At 67.3% G+C, this 23397-nt stretch carries 20 protein-coding genes; 5 read left to right on the top strand and 15 right to left on the bottom strand.

The genetic code is table 11. The features are described 5' to 3' along the window. Positions 1-460: 460 nt before the first annotated feature. The 3 genes from C2U31_RS00785 to C2U31_RS00775 form a co-directional block, all read right to left on the bottom strand. The gene (locus tag C2U31_RS00785) at positions 461-697 is read right to left on the bottom strand and encodes a hypothetical protein (protein WP_103271189.1); all 237 of its coding nucleotides are present in this window, start codon (positions 695-697) and stop codon (positions 461-463) included. A 152-nt stretch (positions 698-849) separates the two neighbouring features. Continuing rightward, entirely contained in the window at positions 850-1248 is a 399-nt protein-coding gene (locus tag C2U31_RS00780; protein WP_233772577.1) for a DUF4440 domain-containing protein, read from the bottom strand. Beyond that, the gene (locus C2U31_RS00775) at positions 1229-2596 is read right to left on the bottom strand and encodes an MFS transporter (protein ID WP_103271187.1); all 1368 of its coding nucleotides are present in this window, start codon (positions 2594-2596) and stop codon (positions 1229-1231) included. The genes C2U31_RS00780 and C2U31_RS00775 overlap by 20 nt, the downstream gene beginning before the upstream one ends. 90 nt (positions 2597-2686) lie before the next feature. On the opposite strand from C2U31_RS00775, the gene C2U31_RS00770 reads away from it, so the two are divergent. Continuing rightward, positions 2687-3592, top strand: a complete 906-nt coding sequence (locus C2U31_RS00770) for a LysR family transcriptional regulator (protein ID WP_199770931.1) — start codon at positions 2687-2689, stop codon at positions 3590-3592. A 47-nt stretch (positions 3593-3639) separates the two neighbouring features. On the opposite strand, the gene C2U31_RS00765 is transcribed toward C2U31_RS00770, so the two are convergent. The 10 genes from C2U31_RS00765 to C2U31_RS00720 form a co-directional block, all read right to left on the bottom strand. Continuing rightward, complete coding sequence (locus tag C2U31_RS00765) at positions 3640-4803, bottom strand: polysaccharide lyase family 1 protein (RefSeq protein WP_233772786.1); 1164 nt, start codon at positions 4801-4803, stop codon at positions 3640-3642. A 118-nt stretch (positions 4804-4921) separates the two neighbouring features. Continuing rightward, on the bottom strand, positions 4922-6838 hold the full coding sequence (locus tag C2U31_RS00760; RefSeq protein ID WP_103271185.1) for a tetratricopeptide repeat protein: 1917 nt from the start codon (positions 6836-6838) through the stop codon (positions 4922-4924). Then, a complete protein-coding gene (locus C2U31_RS00755; RefSeq protein WP_103271184.1) occupies positions 6831-7940 on the bottom strand; it encodes a sugar ABC transporter in 1110 nt (369 codons plus the stop codon). Before C2U31_RS00755 ends, C2U31_RS00760 begins: the two co-directional genes overlap by 8 nt. A 43-nt stretch (positions 7941-7983) precedes the next feature. Beyond that, positions 7984-8700, bottom strand: coding sequence for an ATPase (locus C2U31_RS00750; protein WP_103271183.1), 717 nt, complete (start codon positions 8698-8700; stop codon positions 7984-7986). 9 nt (positions 8701-8709) lie between these two features. Continuing rightward, positions 8710-10050 carry an ABC transporter permease gene (locus tag C2U31_RS00745; protein ID WP_103271182.1) on the bottom strand — a complete coding sequence of 447 codons (1341 nt, stop codon included), beginning with the start codon at positions 10048-10050 and terminating at the stop codon, positions 8710-8712. Between the two features lie 7 nt (positions 10051-10057). Beyond that, entirely contained in the window at positions 10058-11209 is a 1152-nt protein-coding gene (locus C2U31_RS00740; protein ID WP_103271181.1) for a polysaccharide biosynthesis/export family protein, read from the bottom strand. Positions 11210-11256: 47 nt separating this feature from the next. After that, positions 11257-13317 (bottom strand): glycosyltransferase, encoded by a 2061-nt coding sequence (locus C2U31_RS00735; RefSeq protein ID WP_103271180.1) that lies wholly within the window; start codon positions 13315-13317, stop codon positions 11257-11259. Next, positions 13314-15794 carry a hypothetical protein gene (locus C2U31_RS00730; RefSeq protein ID WP_103271179.1) on the bottom strand — a complete coding sequence of 827 codons (2481 nt, stop codon included), beginning with the start codon at positions 15792-15794 and terminating at the stop codon, positions 13314-13316. Before C2U31_RS00730 ends, C2U31_RS00735 begins: the two co-directional genes overlap by 4 nt. 38 nt (positions 15795-15832) lie before the next feature. After that, on the bottom strand, positions 15833-17092 hold the full coding sequence (locus tag C2U31_RS00725) for a nucleotide sugar dehydrogenase (protein ID WP_103271178.1): 1260 nt from the start codon (positions 17090-17092) through the stop codon (positions 15833-15835). A 609-nt stretch (positions 17093-17701) separates the two neighbouring features. Beyond that, the gene (locus tag C2U31_RS00720; RefSeq protein WP_103271177.1) at positions 17702-17977 is read right to left on the bottom strand and encodes a hypothetical protein; all 276 of its coding nucleotides are present in this window, start codon (positions 17975-17977) and stop codon (positions 17702-17704) included. A gap of 218 nt (positions 17978-18195) precedes the next feature. Here C2U31_RS00720 and C2U31_RS00715 point away from each other — a divergent pair, with 218 nt between their 5' ends. From C2U31_RS00715 to ptsJ, 4 genes are all read left to right on the top strand, one after another. Next, positions 18196-18540: a hypothetical protein gene (locus C2U31_RS00715; protein WP_103271176.1), complete on the top strand. Its 345-nt coding sequence runs from the start codon at positions 18196-18198 to the stop codon at positions 18538-18540. Positions 18541-18688: 148 nt separating this feature from the next. Next, positions 18689-19432 carry a hypothetical protein gene (locus C2U31_RS00710; protein WP_103271175.1) on the top strand — a complete coding sequence of 248 codons (744 nt, stop codon included), beginning with the start codon at positions 18689-18691 and terminating at the stop codon, positions 19430-19432. Between the two features lie 44 nt (positions 19433-19476). Next, positions 19477-19947 (top strand): WG repeat-containing protein, encoded by a 471-nt coding sequence (locus tag C2U31_RS00705; protein WP_103276202.1) that lies wholly within the window; start codon positions 19477-19479, stop codon positions 19945-19947. Between the two features lie 175 nt (positions 19948-20122). Beyond that, positions 20123-21418 (top strand): transcriptional regulator PtsJ, encoded by a 1296-nt coding sequence (gene ptsJ, locus C2U31_RS00700; protein WP_103271174.1) that lies wholly within the window; start codon positions 20123-20125, stop codon positions 21416-21418. A 48-nt stretch (positions 21419-21466) separates the two neighbouring features. On the opposite strand, the gene C2U31_RS00695 is transcribed toward ptsJ, so the two are convergent. Then, positions 21467-22069: a 2-hydroxychromene-2-carboxylate isomerase gene (locus tag C2U31_RS00695; RefSeq protein WP_103271173.1), complete on the bottom strand. Its 603-nt coding sequence runs from the start codon at positions 22067-22069 to the stop codon at positions 21467-21469. After that, the gene (locus C2U31_RS00690) at positions 22066-23394 is read right to left on the bottom strand and encodes an MFS transporter (RefSeq protein WP_103271172.1); all 1329 of its coding nucleotides are present in this window, start codon (positions 23392-23394) and stop codon (positions 22066-22068) included. The genes C2U31_RS00695 and C2U31_RS00690 overlap by 4 nt, the downstream gene beginning before the upstream one ends. Positions 23395-23397: the final 3 nt, after the last annotated feature.

The raw sequence follows: 23397 nt of genomic DNA, 5'->3' as shown, positions 1-23397 counted from the left end.
TCCCTGGCGAACACTCAGCCTTGCATCCCATCCACATAGTGCCCATGCTCCAGCGACGCGCAGCTGAACCGCTGTATGAACCTCGGCGTCTTCTGTTCGTCCCACCTGGGCACGAAGTGTCCGGCGCCCGTTGCCCAGTCATAGGCGCTCAGGTTAAGCGGCATTCTCGTCAGCACGCCCGACACGGACTGGCTTCTGATCCATTCCTCGGCGAGCGCCTTATCGTCAAAGACCGCGGAGCAGAATTGGGCTGATTCGCCGGTGAAAACCCAGATCCATTTCTGTTGGTGATGTTCGTTGATTGGTTGATCTGTTTGCGCTGCCCAGGATGCCTGCGCAGCAGGCGCGGCCCGATTCCCCTATCCGCGCGTCCCGTTCAGTCGCGGCACGCGACATGAAATGACTTCTGCCTGCCAGGGCGGTCCCAGTATCGCTGGTACATGTCAAAGCGATCCATGGCCTACTTCAGGCCATGATTCGGACCGTCGTTGGGTTTCTTTTTCGCCTTGTTCAGATTGACCAGCGTGATGTTGATGCGCCGCTCCGCAATCCAGCCCAGGTCCTGCATGCCGCTGTCGACGACGCTGACGGCGTTCCAGAAGTCTCCCGGGAATTGGAATATCTCGTTCATGTGCAGGACAAAGCCGTGCTGCGTCAGGCATTTGGCCAGGTCGATTTCCACGTTCAGTTCGCTCATTTTTCAGATGCCTGAATCAGCTTGCATCGCTTGAATACCCGGACGAATTCAAGCCTGGGCGGCATGCCGGGCGGACGGCTGCATCCGCGCCGGGTAGGGCCGCCGCGCCGATCCCGATGACGCGGTGGACAAGGCTGGCCGTGAAGGCGCGATCAAGGCAAGGCCGTTTCCTGCAGATAGTGCCACAGCAAGCCCTGGCTCGCCCGCTGCATGATCACGACGGAGCGGCGCGAGGTTTCCACCCCATTCAGCCGATGGGTTTCCCGGTAGCGCATCGCGATGCCGGTTTCATCCTGCCAGACCGGCTGCACCTCGGCCACGGCGATCTCCAGTCCCGGACGCTTGCCGGCAGAGAGCCTGAACATCTGCGTCACCTGGCCCAGCGCGACGACATCGCCCGCCGTGGTGACCATGCTGAACCCGGGCGTGAACATGGGCAGCAGCGCGTCCAGCGCGGCCTGCGAGTCCGTCGGGTGGGTGAAGATGGCATGGATCAGGTCGTGGACCCGGTGGATGTTGCGCGTGGCCAGTTCAATGGCTGTGTCCTGCACGATGGCGTTTTCCTGTATTGAAGAATCCCAGTTGCAGCGCGGGCAACAGTCCCATCAACGACGCGATCACGAACGTCAGGTGACAGGCCCGGCTGGCATCCAGGTGGGTGGCTAGGGAATTGAAGATCATCAGGAAGAACGCCGCGCCGACGCTGAACGCCATTTGCCGGTTGATGTTCCAGATGACGCTGGCCTGATGCGTCTGCCGGCCGTCGAAGTCCAGCAGCGCAGTGGTCTGCGCGGTGTTTGCGCCCATGCCGCCGCCCAGTCCCATCAGGCCGTAGGCGGCGACCAGCAGCCAGGTGTCGGTCGCGGCCGTCACGCCGGCCAGCGCGGCCACGCCCAGGCTGTGCAGCGCCATGCTGGCCAGGAACAACGGCCGCATGCCGGCCCGGTTGTACAACCGGCCGCCGGCCATCATGGCCACGAAGGCGCCGCAGGCGTAGACGATCATGAGCGTGCCGGTGGCCCGCGCGCTCATGCCCAGCACGTCCTGCAGATAGAAAATGTTGAGCAGGTTCACGCCGGTGAAGACGCCGGGAATGGCATGATAGATAGCGACCGACAGGCGCAGGCGCGGACTGCCGAGCAGCTTCAGTTCCACGATGGCATGGGTCGATCCGCGATAGTGGACGACATACGCCAAGGCGGATGCCGCGCCCGTCGCCAGGCACATCCAGGCCGGCGTCATGTCCTGGCCGGCGCCATAGAGCGACATGCCGGTCAGCAGGCTGGCCAGCGCGATGCTGATCAGCGCCAGCCCCTTGAGGTCCGGACGCGGCGGACGCTCGGACGGGGTGTCGCGCACCCAGCCCCAGGCCAGCGCCGCGGCGGCCAGCGCCAGCGGAATGTTCGAATGGAAGATCCAGCGCCAGGACCCATGATCCACGATCAGCCCGCCCAGCCACGGCGAGAGCGCGGGCGCGATCAGCGCCACCGCCATGACCAGCGTGGAGATCCGGGCGCGCTCAGGTCCCTGGAACAGATTGAAGGCGGCGGCTTGTCCCACCGGAATCATCAGGCCGCCGGCCATGCCCTGGACGAAGCGCCAGCCGATCAGCTGGCCGAACGTGCCGGCCAGGCCGCAGGCCCAGACCGCCAGCGCGAACGCCAGCATGGATCCGGCCATGAGCCTGCGCGCGCCCCAGCGGCCGGCCAGCCAGGTGCTGACCGGAATGGCCAGCGTCAAGCCCAGCATGTAGGCATTGGCGACCCAGGCGCCGGCCGACACGCCGACGTGGAACTCGGCCGCGATCGTGGGCAGGGCGATCGCGGGCATGAATATATTGATGCAGTCGACAAAGAACCCCATCAGGAACACGGCGGCCAGTCGGTATCGGTACGTCATCTTGCTCACTCCAGGGCCGCAAGCGTAGCGAGCGTGGACGGGCGCCGTCGATATGGATATGCTTGATTCTTTGTTTGATGGGATTGAACAATGACCCGGCCAGCCATGCATACGCTGCTCAATCAGGCGCAGACTTTCCTCGCCGTGGTCGACTTCGGTTCCTATACCAAGGCGGCGGATTTCCTGGGGATCAGCAAGGCCATGGCCAGCCTGCACGTCAAGGCGCTGGAAGAGGCGCTGGCGGTGACACTGCTGGTCCGCAGCACGCGCGCGCTCTCGCTGACCGAGGCGGGCAAGGCGTTCCATGACGAGTTCAAGGACGTCGTGCGCGACATGGAAGGCGCATTTGAAAACATCATGCATCAGGGCCGGCGGATTTCCGGCAAGCTGCGCATCAGCACCACCAGCGAGTATGGCGAACGGTTCGTCCTGCCGCTGATCCCGGACTTCGTGGCGCAGCATCCGGGCATCTCGGTCTGCTACGACGTCAACGCTTCCCTGAGCGACCTGCTGGCGGAAAAGCTGGATCTGGTGGTGCGCCTGGGCAATCTGGCGGACTCCAGCTTCAGGAGCCGCAAGCTGGCGCAGTACGACATCGTGCTGGTGGCGTCCCAGGCCTTCCTGCGCCAGCATCCCGTCCGGCGGCCGGCGGATCTGGCCGCCGCGCCCTGGATCGCCAACAGCAATCTGTCCCATCCCACGGCCTGGACGCTGCGCAGCGCCAACGGACAGCGCGTGGACATCGCCGGACGGGCTGCCCACCAGTCCAACTCATCGACCGCCATCCGGGCCATGGCGCGGTCCGGGCTGGGCGTGGCGCTGCTACCCGCCTGGTTCGTCGAGGACGACCTGGCGAGCGGCGCGCTGCGGCGGATCCTGCCCGGCCATGCCTTGCCGCAACAACCGATCAACGTGGTCTTTCCGAACAGCGGTCATCTGCCGCGCAAGACGCGGGCGTTCATCGATTTTCTGTGCGAGCGCCTGGGTGAGGCTTGAGTGCGCGGAGCGCGCGGCGCCGGCCATGGCCGCGCGGTCAAGGCCCCTTACGGCGCGCAGCCCGTCCCGGCCCGCGCCGCCGGCAGCGGCGTATCCCCCGACGTATTCCCCGCGTACTTGCGGATCCTGTCCGCCAGTTCCGCCGTGGGCCGTTCATAGCCATAGCAATATGGCGGCGTGGGCGCGGCTTCCGGTCGATAGTCCTGCAATACCGGCTTGGCGTCGCCCAGGTACAGATTGTCCTTCAGCCGCAGGAAGGCCTTGTAGTCGCGCGTGTAGCCATTCTGGGCTTTCAGGTTCTGATAGGCGCCCTCGTCCGACGCGCCGTTGTCCAGCGCGCTGCGCCTGGCGGCCTCGGGGATGTAGCGGCAGTAGTTCACCTTGACGCCTTCCACCGTTGGGAAGAACTCCGGCTCCACGCATTGGCGCTTGGCGTCGTTGTTGAAGATGTTGCCCTCGACCAAGGCCTTGGCTTCCAGGCTGAAGCTCATGCCGTAGAAGTCCCAGTTCTCCAGCAGGTTGTTGAATAGATGAAAGGTGCCGAACTGCCCCCGGGGATTGCGCTGCACCGTGTTGAAGAAGTAGTTGTGGTGCAGCGTCACGCGCGCGATCGCGTCGCGGTCGTAGTTCTCGAACAGGTTCTTGGACGTGATGTTGTTGAGCAGCATGACCTTGTTCGAGTTGTGGAACTTGGTCCACGATATCGTCACGTCCGTCGAACCGTTCTTCACGTTGAGCAGCCGGTCCGACATGCGCGACAGGTCCAGGTGATCGACCCAGACGTCGCGGCTGCCGTTGGCCACGTTCACGGCCTGCGTGAGCCGGTTCAGGCGGCCGTCGATGGTCAGATGGGTCAGGATGACGTTCTGGCTGCCATACACGCCCAGGCCGTCGTCGATCAACGCCACGCGCCGGCCGCGTCCGTCGATGGTGGTGTTGGACGGCACGCGCAGCTGCTTGTCCAGCACGATCGTCATGTCGGACGCGAAGCGGATCCAGGTCGGACCTTTCTTGGCCTGCGCCAGCGTGGCGCGCAGCGTTCCCGGGCCTGAATCCTGGTCGGAGGTGACTTCGATGAAGCGTCCGCCCAGCCCGCCCGTGGCCTTGGCGCCGTAGCCTTCGCGCTGTTGCAGCAGCGCGGAGACAAAGGCACAGCGCTCATCGGGGCTGGCGCAGGACTCGCTCGCCAGCGCCGCGCCGCCATGCAGCAGGGCCAGGGCGGGCAGCCAGCGCAGCGCGCGGGCCAGCCCGCCATTGCGCAACCCGCGCGGTTGCCGGGGCGTCGCCGCCGCGGTGGAATGCATGCGTGATTTCATGGTGACTCACTCCTTAACGCGGCGCGGATCGATCCGCGGCCTGCACATGACGCCAGATGCCGCCGCTCAGGCGCAGGTTCTCCGGCGGACCGGCCACATGCGTGCGCAGATGTTCGAAATAGGCCTGCCGCCAGCGCAGGGCATAGGCGTCGGCGTCCTCGCCGGGCGTCGCGGCGGGCAGCAGCGCCAGCGTGTAGGCCACCCTGCAGTTCTCCCAGCGAGGCGCATAGAACACTGACGGCACGCCCTGGCGATGCGCCAGATGGGCCGCGAAACCGGAATACGTCACTTCCTGTCCCGCGAAGGACGCGCGCGGCGCGGCGGGATTGGCCGCGCCGTCCACGGCCAGGCACAGCACATGGCCCGATGCCAGCGCGCGCATGCAGGCCTTGGCGACCTGCGCCTCGGTCTGGTCGGCGGTGGAGATCAGGGCGGCGGCGTAGCTGCTCCGGGCGATGCGAGGCGCCGTCGCCAGCCAGCGCGACGGAATGCCCAGCAATTCCAGCGCCATCAGGCCGGCGTACATGGGACCGACGTGGGCGGTGGCGACCACCACGCCCCGGCCCGCCGCCAGCAGCGGCGCGAAGAACCGTTCGCCGGTGTCCAGTTCGCCCAGCAGCTGCATGGCCTCTTCGACGCTGTCCTCGCGGCATTCGAGCCAGTCGAACAGTAGATGATCCACCAGATGGCCCCAGCGCGCGCGGCGTTCCCAGTGCTTGCGGTCGGCCTGTGCGTCGCCGCGCAGCGACCAGGCCCAGTCCAGGCGCGCCTGTGGAATCGGCGCGCTATCGAGCCGCTCGTCCAATTGGTCCAGGGCTTCCCGGAAGGTCGGCGGCAGGCGCAGGCCGCGTTGCGCGACATACCGCTCGAACAGCGCCTCGGCCTCGCGCGGGCGGCCCGCCTGCGATAGCGCGCCGATGGCCGAGCGCTGCCATAGCGGCTTGTCCGGAGACTTCATGACCAGATGCAGGAGCTGATCGGCGGCCTCGTCGTATCGTTGCGTGTAGCGCAGCGCGCGCGCATACAGGGCGCGGGTCTGTTCCAGTTCCGGCGCCAGGGCGATGGCCTGTTCCAGCGGCGGCACGGCGTCCTTGTAGCGTCCGGCGCGCAGCAGCGTTTCGCCATGCAGCGTCAACAGCCGCACGTCCGACGGAGCGGCCGCAAGCCCCGCCTGGAAATGCGCCAGCGCATGGATCTTGCGGTCGTCTTCGGTGGCGCGGCGCAGGTGCGCCAGGCCCAGCGAGGCGCGCAGGGGCGGGCTGTCGTGGCCCGCTTCCAGCGCGGCGTCGCCCAATCGGATGGCCGCCGCTATCCTGTCGTCGTCGAGCAGGGCGCGCACGGCCACCGTGGCCACGCGCGCGTTCGGCAGGTTCGTCGCGTCCAATGCCGCCGCGATGCCGGCCGCCTCGGCCGCGTCGCCGTGGCGCGCGTAGGCCAGCATCCACCAGTGCGCGTCGGCGGGCGCGGCCAGCGCCAGGGAGTGCGTCTGGCGCGCGACCCCGGCGGCGTCCTCGATCCGACCGGCCTGAACGCGCAGCTGTATGCGCGCGGCGTGCAGGCTGGCGTCTTCGGGCGCGATGCCGGCGGCGGCGTCGGCCTGGGCGATGGCGCGGTCCCATTGCTCGGTGCGGCCCAGCAGGCTGGCGAGCAGGCGGCGCTCGTCCACGCGCGCGGGGTAGGCGGCGACCATTGTCTCCAGCGCGGCGATCGCCGGCGCGTAGCGGGCCTGGCGCACCCAGGGCGACACCAGCAGGCGGCGCGCGTCGCGCCAGCCGTCCGCCGCCTGCGCAAGCGCCGGCCCCAGTGCCGCCATGGCCTGCGCGGGATCGGTCGCCTCCAGGATGCGCTGGATCACATCACGCAGCCGCGTGGCGGCGTCCGGTTCCGTGGCGTCGCGCGCGCCGCGCCGTTCGATCGTCGCGTCAACCATGGCGCAATCCCCTCAGCAAGGCCATCGCCGCGCGCAGCACGAACATCAGCACGAAGCCCAGCGCCAGCGCCTGCAGCAGCAGGATGGCGGTGCGCGGACTGCTGGGCCGGTCGGTGGACACCGGCTGCGCGATGATGGACAGGTAGCGTTGCAGACGCAGGGCATCGGTCACGGCCTGCTGGTACGACTGCTGCGCCAGGGTCAGGTTCGAGTCCGCGAAAGCCTGGGTATTGCGCAGCGCCTCATAGGATTTCAGTTGCCTGGCCTCGGTGTTGCCGTCGCCGCTCAGGCGCTGGCGCACGGTCGCCAGCCGCTTTTTCAGCGCCGCGACCTGCGTTTCGGCGGGCTTGAGCATGAAGTGGTCCTTGTTGCCCAGCGCGCGGATCTTGTCCAGGTTGACCTGCGCGCCGCTCAGTTCCGTTTCCAGCTGACTGGACAGGTTCAGCAGCATGGCCACCGTGGCCGTGGGATCGATATTGCCGTGGGTGGTGCGCCAGGCCGTCAGCGCCTCGCGGGCCGCCAGCGCCTTCTGTTCGGCCAGCCTGACCGATTCCTCGCTCACCTTCAGCTTGTCGGCCACGCCCTTTTCGTTCATGGAGCTGACGAATTCCTCCGCCAGACCGATCAGGGCGCGCGACAGGGTTTCGGCGTCCTGCGGCGAGTAGGCGCGCACGCGCAGCACGTCGATCTGCTCCAGCGCATTGAAGGAAACCTGGACCGAGGCGCGGTAGGCGCGGTAGAGGTCGTCTTCGCTCGAATCCTCGGACAGGTGGTTGACCGGGTCCATGCCGGCGTTGAGCAGGATCTGGCGCAGGCCGATCTTCCTGTCGAGCTGCCGCATGCAGTCGCGCGACTTGAGGAAGTCGCTGACCGCCCAGCCGTCGACGAAGCCGCCCAGCATGCCGCCCGAGTTGCCCGTGGTGAGCAGGCTGGCCGCCATGGCCCCGCCGCCCTGCTGGCCGGAACCCGATTGCACGAAGAAGCGCGATTCCGCTTCATAGCGCGGCGTCGCGATGCTGAGCGCGTAGATCAGCGCGCAGGCTACCGGCGCCACCACGATGAGGGCGTTGAGCCAGCGGCGTCGGCGGCGCTCGCCCACCATGGCCTGTCGCTCGCGGCGGCGGCGTTCGATCTCGGAGCCGCCGTCAGAGGCCGAGCTGGCCCTCGTCGAATCCGCCGAGAACGTCGTCGCCTGCGCTGCCGGATTCGCTTCTTGAGCGTCGCGGGGGGAATTTGCGGATGCACTGGTCGAGGTCGTCTTCGATGCGGAGTGCGCTTCGTTCATAAATCAGGCCCTTGAGGCAATAGTCCGCCAACTGGTTCTGGCGATAACTGGAAAGAATGAGCGTCCTGCCGATCAGCCGTTGCTCGAACAGCGCCAGCCAGAGACGGGTGAAACGGCAGGGTTCGAAGGGAATGGCGCCTTCGATCACGTAGACGTCGAACGCCGGCGCCAGCGCCAGCGCGAACGAAAACTCCTGCCGCGCATGCAGCGGCCAATGTTCCATGGGCCGCGCCAGGGTCGTGGGATCGCTGACCAGATCCGCCACCAGTTCGCGGGTGGCGTCGGCGTCGATCTCGTACATCTGGCAGGTCAGCTCGATCATGTTCAGGCCGGTCGCCTTGCCGCGAATGAAACCCTGCCGGCCGATGGCCCAGGACACGCTGCCTTCATGCTTGACGAAGCCCTGGCGCGGCGGACGCAGACCGCAGAGCACGTCCACGATCTGACGGTGCAGCTCGGGCGCGGGCGAGAGCAGGGCGTAGCGCCCGACCGGAATGTCGAGATCGGCCCCGGCGAGCAGCGGCTGCCGGCTGCCGAAGGCATAGGGTTCGTCCGTCACGCCATTGAGATGGATCATCCTGCCTCCTCACATCGGCTGGACATTGGGGCGGGCCAGGCGTTCGGCCGCCAGGGCGAGCACCATCAGGAACACCAGCGAGGTCAGGAAATAGCCCAGGCTCGCGTCCTGCGAGGCGTACGCGTCGAAGTAGGCGGATCGCAATAGCTGCATGCCATGCGCGAAGGGCAGCCACAGCATCCAGGGCCGCAGGTGCTCGGGCAGCTGCTCCGAGACGAAGAACACGCCCGAGAAGATCTGCAGGAAGCGTTCGATCACCGGCGCCAGCCGCAGGAAGAAGTGCCAGAAGGTCGCGATCGCGCCGAACAGCAGGCCCATGGCGGCGGCGCAGCAGGCCATCAGCACGACGTACAGCATGAATCCCGGCCAGCTCCGGGGCAGCGTGATGAGTTCCAGCGCATGGCCGGCGCCGATCAGGACCACGAACACCACCAGGTACACCGACACGTACAGCAGCGCCTGCACCAGCGCGCACATCAGGGGCGTCACGCCCTGGAAATTCAGCAGGCCGCGCGCGGACACATACGCCGTGCTGCTGCGGAACACGATCTGCCGGAACATGATCCAGGTCGTCGCACCCAGCAGCGAGAAGGTCTGCACGTCCATCCCCAGGATGTAGTGCGTGCCCATCAGGATGTACAGCGACGAGATCAGCGTCAGCAGCACCACCGGGCCGACCAGCGCCCACAGCAGGGCGATGCGGCTTTCGCCATGCATCACGTGCAGCTGATAGACGAACAGCGCCAGCAGCGTGCGGCCGCTGGGCCAGCCCTCGCCGGCCGCGCGCGGCTGATGCCGCGCATGCAGGCCGTTCAACCGGTCCCGCAGGATCGCCAGGTCGCCGGCCTCGCCCGGGGGCAGCTCCATTTCCAGCGCGATGTCGTGGCGCGAGGCGTGGCGTCGCGCGTCGCGCGCCGCGTCTTGCCTGCGCCGTTCCTCGCGCCGCGCGTGCGCCTGCGCCAGGCGCTGGTCCTCGGCTTCCAGCCGGGCCGGCATGTAGCCCGGGACGAATACCGCGACGCCCGCGCGGATGTCCTGTTCGAGCAGCCGCACGATGAGGCGCAGCCGCCGCCGGGAAAAGTCGGCCAGCGTCTCGTCGACGCCGGCGCGCGTGATCTCGGCGTCCAGCTCAGCCTGCACCGCCTCGTACACTGTCCGTCGCGCCGCCACCGAGTCATGCGGCTCGCCCTGCAGGCGCGCGAGCAGCGGCTTGAGCAGCACGGCCGGCTTGGCCTGGGCCTCGAACAGCGCGGCCGGGTCCAGCCGCCAGGCCGAGACGCCGGCTCCCACCGCGTAGCTGCTGTCCTTTCTGCGCGCGCGCCATCCCTTGATCCGATCCTCGTTGCTCATCGGAACGCTATGGGTTGACGCCGGAGGCGCCGGACTTGTCGGCGTCGATCTGCCGGGTGGCGCTGAAGCCCGCGCTCATGGTCACGCGGAAGGCCGACAGCACCTTCTGCACCTGGGTGAAGGGCGCGTCGGAGATGTAGATGGCCTGGCCTTCGCGCACGCTGAAGTCGCGCGCCAGCGCCACCTGCTCCGGGCGGGTGAGGTCGAACTGGTACACCACCGGCAGCAGGTCCGGCTTGCCCTCGACGCCGGCCTGGGCCGGCGTGAACAGGAAGACGGAGCGCGGGTCGGCGGTCTGGTCGTCCAGGCCCTTGGCATCGGCCAGCGCGTCCAGCACGCTGTAGTTGCGCTTGCTGATGGCCACGCGCCCCTGGTTGCCGGCCGCGCCCAGCACGGTCAGGAACTCGCGCGATTCATAGGCGGTGATGACGTCGCCGGAGCGCAGCAGGATGTCGTTGTTCTGGTTGCGGTAAATGTCCGACAGCCGCACCGAGGCCACCTGGTTGTCGCGGCGCAGGCTGATGACGAGCTGTTCGGGGTTGGTCTGCACCGGTGCCGCCTGCGCCAACGCGCTGCTCAGGCGTTGGGCGGTCTGCGTGATCGGATACATGCCGGGCTTGGTCAGGTTGCCCTGCACCGTCACCATCTGGCCGCGCGCGTCGGCGGCGCGGGTCACGCTGACGTCGGCGCCCGCGACCAGCCGGCTCAGCCGCGCCACGATGGCGTCATGCAGCTGCGCCAGCGTCATGCCGCCGGCCTGGAATTTTCCCAGGATGGGGAAGGAGACATTGCCGTTGCGATCCAGCTCCTGGACGCCCAGGTCGCTGACGCCGGAGGGATCGGCGGCGAACACGCCCAGCCCGCCGCGCTCCCATACCTTCACGTTGATGCCGTCTCCGGGAACCAGGCGGTCGAAGCCGGCCTGCGTGAGGTCGCGGTAGCGCACCGGGAAATCGGCGACGTCGGCCACCCGGCTGGCGCGCGCCAGTTCGCGCGAGACAGGCATCACGATCACATCTTTCTCGTGGGCGCCCGTCATTTCGCTCAGCATCGGGCCGGAGCGCGGCAGCTGGCAGCCGCTGAGCGTCAGCACGGTGATCAGCAGCAGGGCCGGCGCCGCGATGCGGCGCGGGCCCGCGGCCGGGACTGTCATTTGCATAGATTCCTTTCGTGTTCCAGGATGTGGGGAGGATGGCCCGCGGCCGCTCAGGCCTGCATCAGGCGCATCGGCGCCATGTCCATGCATTCATCGTTCTCCGATTCGGGCATGACGGGCACGCACAGGCTCAGGAACTTGGCCAGCATCGCGTCCAGCGAGAACAGGTGCTGCGCCCGCGTGCGGCTCTGCGCCTTCAGGGCCGGGTCGTCGCGCACGCGGTCCACGATCGAGGCCACCTTGTCGCAGGCCTCGTGCAGGTCCGGATGCTCGACATCGCCCAGCAGGTGGCCGGTCTGGTCCTCGACGAAGCACTCGCCCGCGCCGCCGGCGGGCGTGGAGACCACCGGCACACCCAGCAACTGGGCCTCGATCAGCACATTGGGCAGGCCTTCGTAGCGCGACAGCAGCACCTTGGCGTCCATCTGTGAATACCAGTAGCCCACATGGTTGGACAGGCCGACGAGCAGCAATCGCTCCGTCACCTGCAGCTCTTCCGCCAGCGCCACGATGTTCTCGTGCAGCCGGCCGTCGCCGACGATGACGAAGCGCGCCCGCGGGCGCTGCTTCAGGTAGAGCGCCGCGAGCTTGATCCACAGCTGCGGCCGTTTGTCCGGTTCCAGGCGGAACACGCCGCCGATGGTTTCCGTGGCATCGGCCGTGTTTTCCTGGAACGCCCGCCATTTGTCCTGGTCCGTGGCGGCGGCGTCGGTGGCAAGATCCGGCACGCCGTTGTACAGCACATGGAAGCGCACGATGGGAATGCCGAGCCATTCCGAATAGGCCTCGGCCGCCTTGCGGCTGTTGCTGACGAAGTGCACGCCGGGCACCTGGGCCAGGGCCTGGTACAGCTCGGGATACTCTTCGCGGAAGCGGTCCTTGCGGATGTTCGGCGGCAGCCCTCGGAACACCAGGTGGATGGTGGGCGCGCCCGCCAGCAGCGCCGCCAGCGCGCCGAACAGGCAGGTGCCGTCCTGCCACAGGCTGACCACGTCGAACGGGTTCGTCCGCAGCACCGGCGCCAGCCGCGTCACGCCGTAGTGCACCGGCGGCGGCAGCTGTTCCAGCAGCCGGCCCAGGCGGCCCTCCGGCACGGATTGATGGGACACCGAGACCGGCGGCAGCTTGTTGATCTCCGTGACCGGGATCTGCGCCTTGACCAGCACGGGCAGGAAGAAGTCCAGGCCTTGCTTCTTGGCCGAGCCCGACGGCTCGGTGTGCTGCTTGACCAGCACTTCGACTTTTTCCGGCTTCGGCAGCAGGTCCAGGGGCACCTGCCCCGGCTGTTCCGCCAGGCGGGTCAGTTCGCCTGCCAGTCGCGTCAGCTGGCGCTCGGCGCCGCCGGGGCCAAGGCTGCCGGTCACCAGCGCGACCGAGACCGGTTTTTCCGGCCCCTGTTCGGGCAGGTGCCGGTCGCGGAAGTGCAGGATCGCGTGCTTCATCGACACGATCCGGATGTCCTTGCCGACCAGCGCCGATTCGGGCTCCAGGCGCTGATAGAAGGCGTAGTCGCTTGCCAGCGCGTCGGCCAGCTCGGCAGCCTTGCTGCCGGGCGCCAGGTGCCGCGCGACGGGCGCGATGACGTCGAACGCATCCGCCAGCAGCCCCCGCTTGCGCAGGCGCTTGGCGAATTCCACGCGCATGTTGCGGTCGGTGTGCTGCGAGATCAGCCGGCGGAACAGCGCGTCGGATTGCTCATGCGCGCGAATGTCGCTCAGCAGTTTGGCGCGGGCGAACAGCCGGGCGGGATTGTCGCTGGACTCGGGCAGATGGCGCTCGACCAGGGCCAGCGCGTCCTCGACATGCCGTTCCTTGACCAGGCGCGTCGCGCAGTAGCGCACGATCTCCAGGTCATCGGGGCATTCCCGCAACAGCGTGGTCCACTGTTCGGACAGGCCTTCGTTCAGGCCCGCGGCTTCCTGCAGCCGCAGCAGCAGGAAGCGGACCTTGGAATCGGCCATGTGATCACGCGCCAGCGCCTGCGCGCGCGCCAGGTTGTCCTGCGCGACCTGGACCCTGCCCGATGCCGCGACGATTTCCTCCAGCCGCGCCTGGACCTCGGGAAGGTCGGACTCGGCGTGCTTGCGATCGGTGGTCAGGGGCGGATTCATGCTGCCTTCCTTCGATTGGCCTTTTCGATCCACACCTGGCAGCGCTGGATGTAGTGGTCGTACTGGGCCGGATTGTCGGAACGTTCCTGGAGCGCGCGCCAGTAGGGCAGCGCTTGTTCGAAGCGGTGCAGGCGCATGGCGCCGACAGCGGCCAGGCGCAGGCCGATGGGATCATCAGGCACCAGTTGCAGAATGCGTTCGCCCAGCGCCAGGCGTTCGGTGGTGCTGGACGATTCCAGACCACGCGCCTCGGCGTACAGCACGGCCAGGATGCGCCGCTTTTCGTGATCGACTTCCGTCATCTGCGGCCAGGATTGCGCAACGCGATCCAGCAGCTTCCAGGCGGCCTTGGGATCGCCCGCCGACAGGATTTCCCGGGCGCCGCGGATCGCGCGCGGTCCCAGCCGGCCGAGCTGGCGCTCGGCCTCGTCGCGGGCGCTCTGGTCGGCGCTGGCATGGGCCAGCACCATCTGGTAGGCGTCGATGGCCTCGCCGAACCAGCCGCCGTTGAACGCCACCCGCGCGAAATGCAGCTGCGTGCTGAACGGCGCGGACTCGTTGGCGGCCGCCTGTTCCAGATGACGCATGGCGGTCTGCTTGTCGCCCAGCGCGTCGGCCGCGCGGCCGCGCATGGCGTGCAGCTCGGGGAATTCGACCTCGGTGTCGAGCGCGATGTCGGTCAGGTCGATCACCTCCTTGTGGTTGCCCGCCACCAGCGCGGCCCGCGCGCCCAGGCGCATCGCGCGCTCGAAGGCGCGTTGCGCGCGCACGCTGGACAATGCGTCCGGATTGAGCAGGCGGTGCGCGCAGATGCGCTCGGCGGCGTCGCGCAGGCGGCCTTCATCCAGGGCCCGCGCGCCTTCCTCGGCCCAGGTCGAAGACTGCGCCCGCAGCCAGGCTGGGATGTCCTCCTGCGCGCTCTCGGCCAGTTTGCAGGACACGGCCAGGGCGGCCCCGGCCATGATGCAGCCGCGCCAGGACGCTTCCTTGACCAGCTCCAGCGCCTCGGCATCCGTCAGCGCGGGCGACTCGGACGCCAGGGCGCGCAGCCCCGCGCGGTCGCCGGCGATCAGGCGGTCGCGCCACAGCATCGCGAAGCCGCGCGCATGGCGGGGGATGGCCGCGCGCACTTCATGGACCCATCGGATCGCCGCGTCCATGTCGCCGCTGGCCTGCAGCAGCGAGAGCACCGTGTCGGCGGCGACCGTGGCCACCGGATCGTCGGGCGATGCGATGCGGAACAGCTGCTTCCAGTTGCCCAGCGCCTCGTCGGCGTGGCCCAGATGGCTGGCGCAGATCGCGGCGATGCGCAGGATTTCCGGGGTTTCGATCTCGTCGCCCAACAGGCCGGCCGCCAGCGAGTAGGCCACGTCATGGCGGCCCAGCTTGAAATGGTTGCGCATCAGGATCTGCTCGGCCTTGCTGCCGGCCGCCAGCGCGCCGTCGGCGCCGTCCAGCAGCGCCAGCGAGCCTTCGTAGTCGCCCAGCTCTTCCTGGATGCGCGCGAACAGCAGCGTATGGTCGGGCAGGCCGGGATGGCGGCGCAGTACGTCGCGCAGGCGGCGCGAGGCCTCGCGCAGCTCGCCGGCGTCCCAGAGCTTCTCGATGCGCTCGGCGCTGTCGTCGGCGCCCAGCTTGGACGCGGCGGGCTGCGGCGCGGATGCGCTCATGCGCGGACGCATGAAGGTCTTGTACCAATCGGTATACAGCCGCTCGGCGAACAGCGGAGTGTAGTGCGTCAGGTCCAGGCCGCCGTCTTCCATCGCCTCGGCCTGGCCGAGCTTGTTCATCAGCGGCGTCGGGTCGTAGCAGGGCACGCCGATGCGCTGGCTGCTCGCGACCACCGCGGCGATCAGCTGTTCGCGTTGTTCGATCGGCACATTGTCGGGCGTCATGGCGTTGACGTGCGTGACGAACACCACCTTGTCGCGGCCCAGCAGCTCGACCAGCTGGCGCATTTCCTGTTCGATCTCGTCGTCCGTCAGGTCGCGCTTGACGATGCGGGCCAGCAGTTCGCGGTTTTCCGGCGTCAGGCTCTTGTAGACCGCATCCTGTTCCAGCGCCGCGCGCCGCTCGGCCAGGCGGTCCGCACTGGCCATGGACCAGAACAGCCGGGTGCGCGCGCGATCGGCGAAGAACTCGCTGAAATAGCGCGCCAGGTAGTTGGACTGTATCGGATGGCCGTCGATGGTCAGCAGCTTGCGTGAGGACAGTTCGACCATGTACAGGTCGGCCGGCTTGTGCGCGGCGCGGCGCGCCTGCTCGCCGTTGGACGGGCGGAAGATCAGGCGCTGCACGTCGGCGGGAATCTCGCCCTGGCCGAACATGTAGCGGGCCTGCTGCAATGCCTCGGTGCTGGTGTGCACGAAGCCGTAGTTTCGCCCGAGTTGCAGCTTGATCGGGTAACGACCCACGGCGTCGCGCAGCGGGGTGTGGATGCGGCAGGTGCCGATGGGAGCGATGGTGAAGGCGGTCATTCCGGCCTCTCCTGTGATGATGGGTGGCGGGCCTGGACTCAGAGTGTCCAGTACAAGAGGTCGGACTGAAGCCGGCGGCTGTCCAGCACGGATTTCAGGTCGCACACCATGCCGCCCGTCTTCACCAGGCCTGGCAGGTCTTCCCAGATGGTGTCCATGGTTTCTCGGTGCGGCACTGCCAGGATCAGCACGTCCATGTCGCGGAACTGATCGCGCGGCACGAGGCTGATGCCGTACTCGTGCTGCATCTGCTCCGCGTCGACCATCGGGTCGCACGCCACGGGCGTGATGCCGTAGTCGCCCAGCGCGCGATACAGGTCGACCACCTTGGAGTTGCGGATGTCGGGCACGTTCTCCTTGAACGTCATGCCCAGGATGCCGACCCGGGTCGACGCGTTCAGGCGGCCGTTGCGGGCCAGCGTCTGCACCACGCGCGCTGCCACATGGCTGGCCATGCCGTCGTTGATGCGGCGGCCCGACAGGATGACTTCCGGGTGATAGCCCAGTTCCTGCGCCTTGGAGGTCAGGTAGTAGGGATCGACGCCGATGCAGTGGCCGCCCACCAGGCCGGGCGTGAACTTCAGGAAGTTCCACTTGGTGCCGGCCGCGTTCAGCACGTCGGCGGTGCGGATGCCGATCAGGTCGCAGATCTTGGACATCTCGTTCATCAGCGCGATGTTGATGTCGCGCTGCGTGTTTTCCAGCACCTTGGCCGCTTCGGCCACCTTGATGGAGGAGGCGCGGTGCACGCCGGCGTCGATGATCTGCTCGTAGACGCCCGCGATGTGATCCAGCGATTCCTGGTCCTGGCCGGACACGATCTTGACGATCTTCTCCAGCGGGTGCTCGCGGTCGCCCGGGTTGATGCGCTCCGGGCTGTAGCCCAGCTTGAAGTCCACGCCGCAGCGCAGGCCGGAGGCCTTTTCCAGTTCGGGGCCGCAGATGTCCTCGGTGGCGCCGGGGTGGACGGTGGATTCGAAGACCACGATGCAGCCCGGGCGCAGCACGGGGCCGATCGAACGGCAGGCTTTCACCAGCAGGGAGAAATCGGGATTGTTCTTCTCGTCGACCGGCGTCGGCACGGCCACCACGAAGAAATCGCAACCCTGCAGTTCCGTCACCTGGTCGGTGAATTGCATCGGGGAAGCCAGCAAGGCTTCGCGTTCGATCTCGCCTGTCCAGTCGTTTCCGGCTTTCAGACTGGCGATCCGCCGCTTGTCCACGTCAAAACCGATGACGTCAAAGCGCTTGGAAAATGCCACGGCCACGGGCAGGCCGACATAACCAAGGCCACACACTGCGATTCTCTTTGCCACGGGGGGACCTCTCTGTTTTCGTCGTGTCGTAGACACTAGAAACCGACGCTCAAATACCAGTCATCAATATGAAATCGATGCGCGCTGGATTTACTTTGAGGTGGATGCGATGCTGAAGATTGATTACAACTCGATACCCCGTCATACGAACGAGGCGGCGAACAGACGAATCGTAGAGGTCGCGGACAGCAATTTTCTTTCTAAATATTCTGATTGCTGTGGAAATAAATCGGAGATATCGCAATAAACCCGGGGTATCCCCAATATTGATTACATCGATTACATAAATTGCTACATTTTCCATTGGGGAAAATGTTTTCAAATATTAAAAGTCGTTTTTCTTGGTCTTTTTAATGAAGTTGAAAAGACGCGATATTCGGTCTGTGGGTATTTATTAATAAGCGGGGGAAATGTCACCGCAACAATATCGGGTTACGGATGGGCCAGGGTTCATCTGTCCGCCCATGCCTGCCGTCCCGCCGCATCAGCGCGGGAACACAATCGCCACGGGCGGCTCGGCCTGTCGGCCGGGGATAGAGCATTGCACGATGCGGGTCAGGCGTTCGATCAGTTGATGGCTGACGATGGCGCTCAGCGAAGCCGGTGCGATCCCATAGCGCCGATTCGGTTGCGCCCGTTCCGGAATGCCGCGCTGCCGCAGGTGAAAGAGGCGTAGGGCGGGGACGTGTTTTTCAGGTAAATCCTCCGCGATACCTTGGTATGGGTGTCGAAGTCCCTGACCAGATCGATCAGGTGGCCGTGTCCCTGGGCGCAGATGCGCGGGATATCGGCGGCCCGCAGGGCCATGGATTGGCTCACCGGAGTCCCTGCTGCCGTGCCGATTTCGTCGGAGGATGTCCAGAGCACGTCGTATTCAGCACAGAAGAAGCCGATACGCGCCGTCGGCGCCGGGGATTTTCACCAGCTCCACGCCGTCGCCATGGCGGTTGCGGTGATCTGGGTCTTGGTATATGAAGCCGATCTGGTGCATGAGATTCTGGTTTCGGGAAGATTCGGGTGGCGGGCTGCCCCAACGCCACGGCGTCGGCGGCCTGGTCCGCGCGAATCGACCCTAGGAGCGAAATTTGCATTACCAATACCACGACGGCTTGCTGGAGCAGGCCAGCCTCGACGCGTCTGATCGCAGCGCCGTGCTGACTTTCCTGCTCTATGCGGTGTTCGACAGGACGCGCGCCAGGGTGTCGCTGCGTTTTGAGGGGATCTACAACTTTGCCGCCGTTCAAGCGTACTTTGCAAAAGTCCTGAGCGACGCGGATCCTGAGGCGGACGATTGCCTGGACCGGTGCGACGCGCTCCACAGGGACACGAAGCGGCCCGCGTCGGCGCGGTCGAGTTATGTATTCCTGCGCCTGGCGCACTATGGCAGCTTGCGTATCCACTGCGAGGCGGTGGTGGAGGGGCCGCTTTAGGCCGAATGACGTGGTCGGATCAAGGCGGTCTTTTGCGCCTGCCCGGATACCTTGCTATCTTTCGTTCCGATACTCGCGGACCTGGCCGCCGCCATCCGGCGCGCGACCTTCGCCCACTCACGATCATAGTTCCACAGGATCCCCACCGATGAGCGCATCCCCCGACAAGATCGACTTCACCCAACCCCAGCCCTTCCTGTACCCGTTCCCCGATCCGGCCGATGTCTTCGCCGCCGACCCCGCCCAGGCCGCGAAGCTGCTGCATCCGCTGGTCTCCATCGACCTGTCCGCCGTCGACCCCGCCTGGTCCGGCCGCATCCACCTGCTGAGCCCGGTCGAACCCTACGACGATTATTTCGCCGATGGCGCCGAGGCCTATCACTCCTACTACACGCGCAGGAACTGGATCGGCTTCAGGCTGGGCGAGGACAGCCGCTACGAGCTGCTGGGCGACTGGCGCTGCTTTCAGGCGATGAGCGAGGACAAGACGCGCAGCCAGGATCCCGAGCTGCTCGAACACTACGCCAAGCAGCAGCAGTCGTTCGACGAGGTCAAGGCGGCCTATGCCGAGCGCGGCCTGCTGATGAACGTGGACCTGGGCAAGCGCGAGGGCGAGGCGCAGATGCTCAAGTACCGGCTGGCCTTCCTGGAAGATTGGAAAGAATCGCAGGGCGCCGGCAACTGGGCAGATCCCGACCTGTTCCCGCTGGAGTTCGTCGACAACGCCGAGATGGACTGGGAAGATGCGTTTCCGCTGACCGAGGATGGCCGGCCGTTCCGCTTCGTGGCGGCGGTGCCGGGCTGGAACTACCGGGATGGCGGGGCCGACCAGATCCTGCTGTTCTATGATCCGCAGACCCGCGTGGCCCTGCAGACGTTCGAATGGAGTTGAAGCGGGCCGGCGCGCGGCGCAAGCGCGCGGCCAAGGAGAAAAGAATGCATGTGAAACGCCGCGTCATTGGCGCGATTCTGCTGGGCGCGGCCTTGGGGCCGGCGCAGGCGCTGCAATACTGGCCGGCGCAGGAGCAGGATGACGCGCCGCCGAGCTACGACGTCCATGGCCATACGCTGGCCGTGGACGAGCAAGGCCTGGTCTACGTGGACCGCCAGGATCGCCCGGTGCTGCGCCCGTTCATCTACGACAATGGTCCGGACTTTTTCCAGGACGGGCTGGCGCGTCACGTGGAGAACGGCAAGATGGGGTTCCACGATGAAGCCCTGAAAGTGGTGATTCCCGCCCGCTATGATTTTGCCTTTCCGTTCCGGGACGGCAGGGCCAAGGTGGGGATGGACTGCGTCCAGTACCCGGCCGGGGAACACTCCAGCGTGCAGTGCAAGTCCTGGGAGAGCATAGACAAGGCGGGGCGGCGGGTAGAGGGGACGCAGTCGCAGAAGCTCTCCGATTGAGTCCCGGCAGGCAGTCGGCATGCGCGCCGCGCGCTGATCAAACTCCGGAAGGGATCGGCCGGGCGGCAGGGGGCGCCCGCATTCTGCCGCAGCCGTCTATCGTGCCACACTCCGGCATCGAACTTTCCTGTCTGGCAAAATGGCCAGCCAATCAGCCCTATTGTCCTGGGACGATATGAAGATACAAGGAAAGACCGCTGCCCAGATCGTGGACTGCGTGCGCGCGCTGGTGCAATCGCAGCAGTTGTTGCCGGGCCAGGCGCTGCCGCCGGTGCGCGAGCTGGCGGCGGAACTCGACATCAACCGCAATACCGTGGCGGCGGCGTACAAGCGGCTGGCGGCCGCCGGCATCGCGTTGACGCAGGGGCGGCTGGGCACGGTGATCCGCGATCCCTACGGCGCGGGCGAGCAGGAGGGCGCCTTGCCCGATACGCCGCTGACCGATCTGGCCAGCGGCAATCCCCGGCGGGAATGGCTGCCGGACATGGCGCGGGCGTTCACCGCCCGACCGTACCGGCCCCGGCTCTACGGCGAGCCGACGGTCAATCCGGGCCTGGAGACCTACGGGCGCGGCTGGCTGGCGCCGGATTGTCCGGGGCTGTTCGACATCAACGTGACGCACGGGGCGGTGGACGCGATCGAGCGCTTGCTGGTCTCGCACCTGGTGCCGGGCGACAAGGTGGCGGTCGAGAATCCCTGCTTTCTCAGCAGCATCAATACGCTGCGCTCGGCCGGGATGGCGGCGATCGGCGTGGCGATGGACGACGAGGGCATGTTGCCCCGGGCGCTGGAAGCCGCGCTGGAAAAGGGCGCGAGGGCGGTGCTGATCACGCCGCGCGCGCACAACCCCACGGGATGCAGCCTGAGCGAGAAGCGCGCGCGGGCGCTGGCGAGGGTGCTGGCGCGCCATCCGCAGGTCCTGGCCATCGTGGATGATCATTTCGCGCTGCTGTCCAACGCCGCCTATCATTCGGCGCTGCCCACGGGCGCGCCGCGCTGGGCGCTGGTGCGCTCGTTGACCAAGGCGCTGGGGCCGGACATCCGCGTGGCGCTGGTGGCCAGCGACGCGGCCACATCGCGGCAGCTGCGCTTGCGGCTGGCCTCGGGCACCAGCTGGGTCAGCCATGTCTTGCAGGACATGGTCGAGGCGGCGCTGGGCCAGACCGAGGTGGCGCAATTGATGGCGCGGGCGCGCGAGGACTACGTTCGCCGCCGCGCCGCCCTGGAAGACGCGCTGCGCGCGCAGGGCCTGCCGCATGCGGCGCAGGGCGATGGACTCAATCTGTGGATTCCGCTGCCGGCGGACGATCAGGCCGTGGCGCTGGCCATGGCGCGGCGAGGCTGGCTGCTGCGCCATGGCGAGGCCTTCTGCGTGCAGGAGCCGGTGCCCGGGCTGCGCGTGACCCTTTCCGATATCGAGCCGGAACAGTGCGCGCAACTGGCGCGGGACCTGCGCCAGAGCATCGCCTGAGCAGGGAATCGCATGGAGCAGCGTCACGCGCTGCCACGGGATCCCGCGTCACGCCGCCGCGATCGCCTCTTCCAGCATCTCCAGCCGGTCCTGGCCCCAGAACAGCTCGCCGGCATAGACATACGATGGCGAGCCGAACGCGCCGGCGGCCACCGCCTCGTCGGTGTACTGGCGGTAGCGCCGCTCGATATCCGGCGCGGCCGCCGCGCGCAGCAGGGCGTCGGCGTCCAGCCCCTGCGCGGCCGCGATCTCGCGCAGCGTGGGTTCGGACGAGATATCGCGGTCCTCGCACCACTCGGCATGAAGGATGGCCTTGTACAGCGCGGCCACCGGCAGCCCCTGCAGGTCCGCCGCGATCACGATGCGCGAGGCCTGGTCGGCGTTCGGGCACATATGGGCGGGGTGCGGGTTGACCGGGACGCCCAGCTTGCGGCACCAGCGGCGCAGCTCGGCGACGCGGTAGTCCTGCCGTTCCCGCGAGCGCTGGCCCAGCAGCACGCCGCCGGTGCGCGCGTAGACGTCGGGCAGGTCGACGGGCTTGTAGTGGATGGCCACGTTCTGGCGCCGCGCGAGCGCCTCCAGGCGGTCGGCGCCCAGGTAGGCCCAGTCGGAATTCAGCCAGAAGTAGTAGTCGAGGTGCGACGGTTTCATGGGCGGGCCTCCAGGCGGGCGCCGGCCGGCAGCGCGAAGCGCGTGGGCCGGTGCATGAAGAACGCGCTGGCGATGGCGACCAGGCCCAGCGCGCTCAGGTACCAGACAATGTAGCGCGGGTCGCCGCCGCCGTAGGCCAGCAGCGACGTGGCGACCAGCGGCGCCAGTCCGCCGCCGATGGCGCCCGACACCTGCACCGCCAGCGAGATGCCGCTGTAGCGCACCTCGGGCGGGAACTGGGCCGAGAACAGGCCGCCTTGCGGGCCGTACAGCGCGGCGTAGACCAGGCCCACCGCCACGGCGACCGCCGTCGTGACGGTGGCGGGATCGCGCGTCTGCAGCATCGAGAAGAACATGGGCGCGAACAGCAGGATGCCTGCCGCGCCGGCCATGAAGATCCACTTGAAACCGATGCGGTCGCCCAGCACGCCGCACAGCGGCATGGTGAACAGCGCCAGCGTCGCGCCCCAGACGGTGGCGTCCAGCATGGTGGCGCGCGGGATGCCCAGCGTGCCGGTGGCGTAGGCCAGCGAGAAGGTGACCACGGTGTAGAACCAGGTCACTTCGGCCAGCCGGCCGCCGACCACGATCAGCACTTCGCGCGGATAGCGGCGCAGCACCACCAGCGCCGGCACCTCGACCTTGTCGCCCTGTGCGCGCATGCGCTCGAAGTCGGGCGATTCGGCGACCTTGGCGCGGATGAACCAGCCCACCAGCAGCAGCACCACGCTGGCCAGGAACGGAATGCGCCAGCCCCAGGACAGCATGTCCGCCTCGGGCAGCGCGGCGACCGCGCCCATGGCCAGCGAAGACAGGATCAGGCCCGGCGCCACGCCGGTCTGCGGCAGGCTGCCGAAGAAGCCCTTCTTGCCTTCGGGCGCGTGCTCGACGGCCATCAGGATGGCGCCGCCCCATTCGCCGCCGACCGCCACGCCCTGCAGGAAGCGCATCAGCACCAGCAGCACGGCGGCCCAGTAGCCGATGCTGTCGTAGGAGGGGATCAGGCCGATCAGGATGGTGGGGATGCCCATCATGAAGAGCGTGATGAGCAGCATGGACTTGCGTCCGACCTTGTCGCCGAAGTGGCCGAACACCACGCCGCCCAACGGGCGGGCGAAGAAGCCGACGGAATAGGTGGCGAAGGCGGCCAGGGTGCCGCTGATGGGATCGATGGCGGGAAAGAAGATCTTGTTGAAGACCAGGGCCGCGGCGGTGCCGTACAGGAAAAAGTCATACCACTCGATGGTGGTGCCCATCATGCTGGCCAGCCCGGCCGTGACGTAATGGCGGCGCGAGCGCGCCGCCTGCTTTGCAGGCGTAGTCATGGC

Origin of the sequence: Achromobacter sp. AONIH1 (genome assembly GCF_002902905.1) — a bacterium.
Taxonomy (GTDB): Bacteria; Pseudomonadota; Gammaproteobacteria; order Burkholderiales; family Burkholderiaceae_B; genus Achromobacter.
Note: the sequence above shows the minus strand (reverse complement) of the source record. Positions and strands in the feature narration are given on the sequence as shown.